The sequence below is a fragment of the Frankia sp. CeCAU1 genome (genome assembly GCF_977971845.1).
Genome location: NZ_CDWWXA010000181.1, coordinates 1 through 7,712 on the forward strand (window position 1 = coordinate 1; position 7,712 = coordinate 7,712).

Sequence of the window (7,712 nt, forward strand, 5' to 3'; positions counted from 1 at the left end):
CCTAGACCGTTGGTCCGGCTGCCCGAGAAGGTCTGCTGCCATGGGGTGAGCGTGCGGCCCGCCGGGTTCATCGCGGTTTCACGGCAGTTTCGGGTGCCGGGTCCGTCCCGGCAATCGCCGGGGCGCCGCGTCTGGCAGCCTGGCGGTGTGTGGTCACCGTGGGGCGGGCTGCGCTCCATGGGCCGGTCCGTGGAGCGGTCCGTGGGCCGGCTCGTCGACTCCACCCCGCCGTCCCGGGCGCGCGACGTCGACTTCCTGCGCCTGGCGAGCGTCTGTGTCGTGGTGCTGTGGCACTGGGCCCTGTCCATCGACCACTTTCGCGGGGGCGTTCTCGTGATGCCCAATCCGATCGCGCGGATACCGTTCGCCTGGCTCGCGACCTGGCTGCTCCAGGTGATGCCGGTGTTCTTCGTCATCGGCGGCTTCGCCCACCTGGCGGCCTGGGACGCGGCCGGTCGCGCCACGGGGTCCCCGCGCGATGATCCCGCGCGTCCCTGGGGCCCGCGGGCGCGGCGCTTCCTGCGGGGGCGGCTGCGCCGCCTGCTGCCCCCGATGGCGGTGTTCGCCGTCGTCTGGGCGGCGGTCGACGCCGTCCTGCTGCTCGCGGTCCCCGACTACCCGGGTCTGCTGCGCTATGGACGGGCCGTGCTGGTGCCGCTGTGGTTTCTCGCGGCGTACCTGGGGGTCATCCTGGTCGTGCCGGTGACCGCGGCGGTCCATCGGCGGTTCGGCCGCCGGTTCATCCTGCTGTTGGGCGCGGTCGTGGCGCTCGTCGACCTGGCGCGGTTCGGCACCGGCAGCACGGTGTTCGGCTATGTCAACACCGGTCTCGTCTGGGTTTTCGCCCACCAGCTCGGGTATTTCTGGCGGGACGGCGTCCTGCGCGGGCCGCGGCGGGCGCTGCTGACGGCGCTCTGCGGGCTGGCGGGGCTGGCCATGGTGACGACGCTCGACGAGTATCCGCGATCGATGGTCGCCACCGAGGGAGCCAGGCGCGGCAACATGTTCCCGACGACCGCTGCGATCGCCGTGCTCGCCGTCTTCCAGCTCGGTCTGATCCTGCTCGCCGCACCCGCCCTGAACCGGATGCTGGCCCGGCGCCGGCCGTGGACGGCGGTCGTCACGGGCAACTCCGTGATCATGACCGTGTTCCTGTGGCACATGACGGCCCTGCTACTCGCGATGGTCACGATGCGGGCGGTCGGGCTGCCGATGCCCGACGAACCGACCGCGACCTGGTGGGCCGGGCGACCGCTGTGGGTGATCCTGCCCGCGCTCTTCCTGGCGCCGTTGATCGTCCTGTTCGCGCCGGTGGAGCGCCGGGCCGCGGCCCCGCGTGGACCGGCGCGCACCGGGCCGGACGACTGAAAACCTGGGTTAGCCAGTATTAACCAGGTGGGCACCGGCTGTCCCGGAAGGCGGTAATGTGCCGACCGTGTCCTTCAGCCTCGAAGAACCGCCGCCAGCAGGATCGCGCCGGGAGCGTATCCTCGCCGCCGCGGCCCGGTTGATGGCCGAGCGCGGGTACCACGGGGTGAGCATCAACGACATTGGCCGGGCCGCGGGCGTCTCCGGGCCGGCGTTGTACAAGCATTTCCCGAGTAAGCAGGCGATCCTCGGCGAACTGCTGATCGGCATCAGTGAACGCCTGCTCGCCGAGGGCACCCGTCGCGCGGCCGCGGCGCCCAGTCCGGACGGCACGCCCAGTCCGAACGGTAGGCCCAGTCCGGACGGTAGGCCCAGTCCGGACGGCACGCTGGACGCGCTCGTGCGCTGGCACGTCTCCTTCGCTCTCGACTCACCCGAACTGATCCGCATTCAGGATCGCGACCTGACCAGTATGAACCCGGCCGACGCGCGCACCGTGCGCCGGCTGCAACGCGGCTACGTCGAGCTCTGGGTCGCCCAGCTGCGCGCCCGCAGCCCCGAACTCGCCGAGGGCACCGCCCGCGCCGCCGTCCACGCCACCTTCGGCCTGTTGAACTCCACCCCCTACAGCGCGGTGACGATGAGTCGGCCACAGCTGGCGGACCTGCTGCACCGGCTCGGCCTGGCCGCCCTGCTCGCCGCGGGAGCGCGGCGCCCGGCACCCGGGCCGACCGCCACCCGCTGATGATCTTTCGCGGGATGCCGGCGGTGTTCTCGCGAGCCTCGTGACCTACAGACCCAGTTCGCGCGCGATCAGCATCTTCTGGACCTCGCTGGTGCCCTCGCCGATCTCCAGGATCTTGGCGTCCCGCCAGTGCCGGGCGACCGGGTATTCGTTCATGAACCCGTAGCCGCCATGGATCTGCGTGGCCTCGCGGGCATTCGTCACCGCCGCCTCCGAGGAGAACAGCTTCGCCATCGCCGCCTCCTTCCTGACGGGCAGGCCGGCAAGCATCCGGGAGGCCGCGTCGTAGTAGGCGGCACGGGCCACGTACGTCCGCGCCTCCATCTCGGCAATCTTGAAGGCGATTGCCTGGTTGCGGCCGATCGGCGCGCCGAATGCCTCCCGCTGCTTCGCGTATTTCACGCTCTCGTCCACGCAGGCCTGCGCCAGCCCGACGGCCAGCGCGGAAATCGCGATCCGGCCCTCGTCCAGGATCTGCAGGAAGTTCGCAAAGCCGCGGCCGCGCGCACCGAGCAGATTCTCCGCGGGCACCCGCACGTCGTCGAAGGTCAGCGGATGGGTGTCGGAGGCATGCCAGCCGACCTTCGAATAGGCCGGACCGGCGGTGAAGCCGGGAGTGGGCACCGGCACCAGGACGGACGAGATCTCCTTGTGTCCGGCCGGGGTCCGCCCCGTGACAGCGGTGACGGTGACGAGCCGGGTGATGTCGGTACCCGAGTTGGTGATGAAGGCCTTCGAGCCGTTGATAATCCAGTCGCCGCCGTCGAGCCGGGCGGTGGTGCGGGTGCCGCCAGCGTCGCTGCCCGCGTCTGGTTCGGTCAGCCCGAACGCGGCCAACGCCCGCCCGCTGGCGAGCGACGGCAGCCACTCCTCCCGCTGCGCCGGCGTACCGAACCGGTAGATCGGCATCGCGCCGAGGCCAACCCCGGCCTCCAGCGTGATCGCCACCGCTGAGTCGACCCGGGCCAGCTCCTCGATGGCCAGGCAGAGGGCGAAGAAGTCGGCGCCCTGCCCACCGTACTCCGCCGGGAACGGCAGACCGAACAGGCCCATGTCGGCCATCTGTGCGACGACCTCGTACGGGAACGTCTTCTCCTCGTCGTGCCGCGCCGCCGCGGGGGCGACCACCTCGCGGGCGAACGCCTCCACGGCCTTGCGCAGGGCTTCCTGCTCCTCGCTGAGCCGGGTGTCAGGCATCGCTGTCCTCCCCGTCGTGGAAGCGGCACCCGCTACCAGGGCGTTCAGGGCCACCAGGGCATTCAGGCCAGGATCCGGCGCCGGCGGGCCTCCGAGACCGATTCCCCGCGCCGAGCGACCCCGAGCTTGGTGTAGATGCTCTTGAGGTACCACTTGACGGTGTTGATGGTCAGACCGAGGTTACGCGCGATTTCCTTGTTCGACAGTCCGCGGTCCAGCAGACGGAGGATGTCGATCTCGCGGGCGTTGAGCGGCTCTTCGGGAGCGGGGTTCCGCTCGGCCGGGCGATCGATGATGGGGATCGCCGCCCGTTCCGCGTCCGCGTGGGCCGTGGCGAGCAGCTTGGACAGGTAGTCGGAGGGCACGGTGGGCAACTCCACCGGCCACCGGCGGCACCGGCTCGCGTCCCGCAGCTCGCCAATGATCTTCAGGAGTTCCGGGCCGGCGTCGGTAACGGTGCGCACCAGACCGCAGCGGGCCCCGGCGACGACGGCGGGCACGAGGGTGCGCAGCGCGGCGTCGGTGTCGCCGGTCAGCGAGTGCACCACCGCGAGGTCGATACGCGTGGCCGTTTCGGCGTACCGCCAGGCCACAGAGCTGCTCTCCTGGTGCATCTGGGACAGCAGCCGCAGGGCACCGTCGTAGTCGGCCTGGGCGGCCATGACCCGCGCGCGCATCGCGAGCTGGTAGTGGCGGGTGGCCATGGCGATGCCGTCGCCGCCGCGGGCGACGGCATCGCCATGGCGGGCGAGCACGTTCTGGGCGCGCCCGAGGTCCCCACGGGCCAGGTGCAGCCGCAGGCGTTCGTGATCGACGGCGGCCGACAACCGAGGCAGAACGAGCTGGCTCGCCGCCTCGCTGCCCTCGTCGAGCAGGTGCCAGACGTCCTCGATCTCACCGCGCAGGGTCTTGATGCGGGCCAGCGTGGAGTAGGTGGCGATCATGAGATCGGCGACGCCGCTTTCGGCACCGAGCTCGTGGCACTCCTCCAGCAGCCGCTCGGCGGCGTCGATGTCGCCCCGCTCGTAGTACAGCCGGCCCAGCAGCGCGCCGGCCAGCCGGGCGGCGTGCGAGCGCGGCCCGGCGGCTTCACGGGCGAGGGCCACGGCTTCCCGGTACAGGCGTTCGGCGGTCACCAGGTCAAGCTGGGCGAACGCCGCGAGTCCGGCGAAGCAGCGCCCGTACACGCCGGCGAAAGGCCCGCGGGTGGTGTCGTGGAAGGCGTTGGCCCACCGCTGCCGCGCCTGCGCGGTGTCGTAGGCGAAGGTGTGGATGTCGACGAAGGTCCGGATGTTGGACGACACCGCGACCAGCCACGGCCGGTAGCCGGAATTCTTCACAATGTAGGGAGCGACCAGGTCAGCGGCGCGGTCGATCCGGTCACCATAGACGTCGATGCAGGCCTGGACGACATCGGCCTCGCCGAGGATGTCCTTACCGGTGTCGCTGGTGTCGTCGGGTGCCAGGGCCGCACGCACGTGGTCGAGCGCGACCTGCGCGGGCTGCGCCCGTTGCAGCAGACAGTTGGCCCAGGCGATCGCGATCTGCAGCCGCGGCCGGCCGGGCAGCAGCGCCGACGGCAGCTTGTTGACCAGGCTGAGCAGGACAGCCATCCGGCTGTGCTCCACCAGGTGCATGGCCTGCCGCTCCACCAGGTCCACCGCCCCGGCCTCGTTACCGGCGGCCAGGGCATGGGTGACCGCCTCACCGAGCAGACCATGATCAGCGAACCAGACCGACGCGGTCCGGTGCAGGGTCACCACCCGATCCGCATGATCACGCTCCAGGCGGCGGCGCAGGTAACCCACGAACAGATGGTGGTAGCGAAACCACTCCCGATTGTCGTCGAGCGGCCGCAGGAACAAGTCCCGCCGTTCCAGCTCCTCCAACAGCGCCTGCCCCCGCCGTTGCCCACTCACCGCCGCCGCCAGATCACCGCAGAGCCGATCACAGACGGAAGTCGTGAGCAGGAAGTCGAGCAGATCCGCGGGCAGCGCATCGAACACGTTCTCGGCGAGATAGTCACCCAGGGAGTGATGCCGCCCGGAGAAACCGCGGATCAACGCCGACGGGTCGGCGCTGTCACGCAGCGACAGGGTCGCCAGCTGCAACGCGGCGACCCAGCCATCGGTACTCGACCACAGCCGATGCACGTCCGTGCTGTCGAGATCCAACTCGTTGAGCTCAAGCAGGAAGGCCGCGGACTCCCGATGGTCGAACCGCAGCTGCGTGGCGTCGATCTCCGTCACCTGGTTACGCACCTTCAACCGGCCCACGGCCGGCGACCGGGTCCGGCTGGTGACGATCAGATGCAGGTTGGCCGGACCCGCTTCCAGCAGGAACTCCAACGCGGCAACAGCCTGCGGGGCGTCGATGAGATGCCAGTCGTCGAGCACGATCGCCAACGGCCGCCGATGCTCGGCAAGCTGGTTGACCAGCTCGGTGAGCACATACCGCTGCGCGTCGTCGGAATGCCCCTCCAGCACCTCGACCAGGTCACCGCCCAGGGTCGGTTCGACCCGGCGCACCGCTTCGATGAGATGGCTGAGGAACCACACCGCGTCGTTGTCGTCCCGGTCAAGGCTCAGCCACGCCACCGGCACCCCCTCGGCGCGCAGCACCCGCTGCCACTGCACCGCCAGCGTGGTCTTCCCGAACCCGGCCGGCGCGTGGATCAAAGCCAGCCGCCGGGCCCGGCCATCTCGCAACACGTCGAGAAGCCGGTCCCGGCCGACCAGCTGGGTGTCATAGGTGGGTGCCTGAAACTTCGTGGACACGGCCAGCGTGGGACGTGCCTTGGTGTCCATCCAGCTCGCCTCGCTTCCGAGGGCTCCCCGCCCGGCTCCCCTGCCACGCGTTCGTGACGATACTCACATGCCCTCGGGCTGATTTTCGCACTGGCCGCCCAGGCCGCAACACTTTGGGCGTCACCAACCGGGCCAGCCGGCCCGCAGCGCCTTCTTGTCCAGCTTGCCATACACGGTGGTCGGCAGGGCCTCGACGACCCGCACGGCCTTGGGCTGCTTGTACCGGGCAAGCTCGACCCGACAGTGCGCCAGCAGCTTGGCCTCGTCGAACGCACCGGTATCGTCGGGCACGACGAACGCCACGACCGCCTCACCCCAGTCCGGATGCGGCACCCCGACGACCGCGACCTGCCCAACCCCAGGACAGGCCGCCGCCGCGTTCTCCACCTCCGTGCTGTACACGTTCATCCCACCGGTGATGATCATATCGTTCTTGCGGTCCAGCAGATAGACGTACCCCTCGGCATCCATCCGCCCGATATCCCCAGTATGCAACCACCCGTCCCGCAGCGCCTTGGCGGTCTGCTCGGGCCGGCCCCGATACCCCACCATCGTGTACGGCGTGGCGGCGACGATCTCCCCGACCTGACCGCGGGGCAGCTCCCGGCCAGCCTCGTCGACCACCCTGACCGTGGCCATGACGACCGGCTGACCACAGCTGGCCAGCCGATGCTCCCCGTCAGGATCAAGACGATGATCCTCACGGCGAAGACGGGTGATGAAGTTCGGCGCCTCCGACTGCCCGTACAGCTGCATGAACACCGGGCCGAGCACCTCCAGGCCCTGCTCCAGCCGCTCCCGGGTGATCGGCGCGGCACCGTACAGGATGGTCCGCAGCGAGCTGAGGTCCAACGCGCGGCCCGCCGCCCGGTCAAGCACCCGGTAGATCATGGTAGGCACCATGAACGTGAAGGTCACCCGGTCGGCGGTGATCCGCTCAAGCACCAGCTCCGGGTCGAACCTGGTCTCCAGGAAGTGCCGGGCCCCCTTGAGCATCCCGGCCTGCAGCAGGAAACCCGCGCTGTGCGGCAGCGGCGACATCAACAGCAGCACCTCGTCGTCGAGCAGCCCCATCTCCATCACGTGCGAGAACAGATTGAGCGCGAGATTCCGCTGGGTGTGCATCACCCCTTTGGGCAGACCGGTCGTACCCCCGGTATAGACGATCAACCCCGGGTCGGTGGGTGTCGGGTCGACCTCCGGCACGGTGGTCGGCTGCCCGGCCAGCGCGTCGCGCCACGCCACCACCCCGCCCGGGCAGTCGTCCGGGTCGACGACGGCGATGACCGTCTCCAACAGGGGCGGCGCGGAGTGCAGCGCCGCCGGGAGCATCCCCGCATCGGCGAGGACGACCCGGGCCTCACTGTCCCGCAGAATGTAGTCGATCTCGCTGGCCGACAGCATGTCGTTGAGCGCCACCTTGACCGCGCCACACCGCAGGATCGCCTGATCCGCGACGATGTACTCGGGCCGGTTGGACATCATCAACGCCACCGACACCCCCGGCCCCACCCCCGCCGCACGCAGCCGGTGCGCGAGCTGGTTCGCCGCGGCCACGATCTCGCCGTACCCGTAGGTCCGCCCCTGATAGTGCA

General features: G+C 70.1%; 5 protein-coding genes. 2 read left to right on the top strand and 3 right to left on the bottom strand.

Annotated elements, in window-relative coordinates:
• Together AC08OO_RS21305 and AC08OO_RS21310 are read left to right on the top strand one after the other, a co-directional pair.
• Nucleotides 1–1,368 (top strand): acyltransferase family protein (locus tag AC08OO_RS21305; protein ID WP_476618966.1); only part of this gene is annotated, 1,368 nt, incomplete at its 5' end.
• Between the two features lie 58 nt (nt 1,369–1,426).
• Nucleotides 1,427–2,113 carry a TetR/AcrR family transcriptional regulator gene (locus tag AC08OO_RS21310; protein ID WP_476611488.1) on the top strand — a complete coding sequence of 229 codons (687 nt, stop codon included), beginning with the start codon at nt 1,427–1,429 and terminating at the stop codon, nt 2,111–2,113.
• Nucleotides 2,114–2,158: 45 nt separating this feature from the next.
• Here the strand turns inward: AC08OO_RS21310 and AC08OO_RS21315 are convergent, their stop codons facing one another.
• The 3 genes from AC08OO_RS21315 to AC08OO_RS21325 all read right to left on the bottom strand — a co-directional run.
• Nucleotides 2,159–3,310 carry an acyl-CoA dehydrogenase family protein gene (locus AC08OO_RS21315; protein ID WP_476611487.1) on the bottom strand — a complete coding sequence of 384 codons (1,152 nt, stop codon included), beginning with the start codon at nt 3,308–3,310 and terminating at the stop codon, nt 2,159–2,161.
• A gap of 62 nt (nt 3,311–3,372) precedes the next feature.
• On the bottom strand, nt 3,373–6,117 hold the full coding sequence (locus tag AC08OO_RS21320; protein WP_476611486.1) for a winged helix-turn-helix domain-containing protein: 2,745 nt from the start codon (nt 6,115–6,117) through the stop codon (nt 3,373–3,375).
• Between the two features lie 120 nt (nt 6,118–6,237).
• Nucleotides 6,238–7,712 (bottom strand): class I adenylate-forming enzyme family protein (locus AC08OO_RS21325; protein ID WP_476611485.1); only part of this gene is annotated, 1,475 nt, incomplete at its 5' end.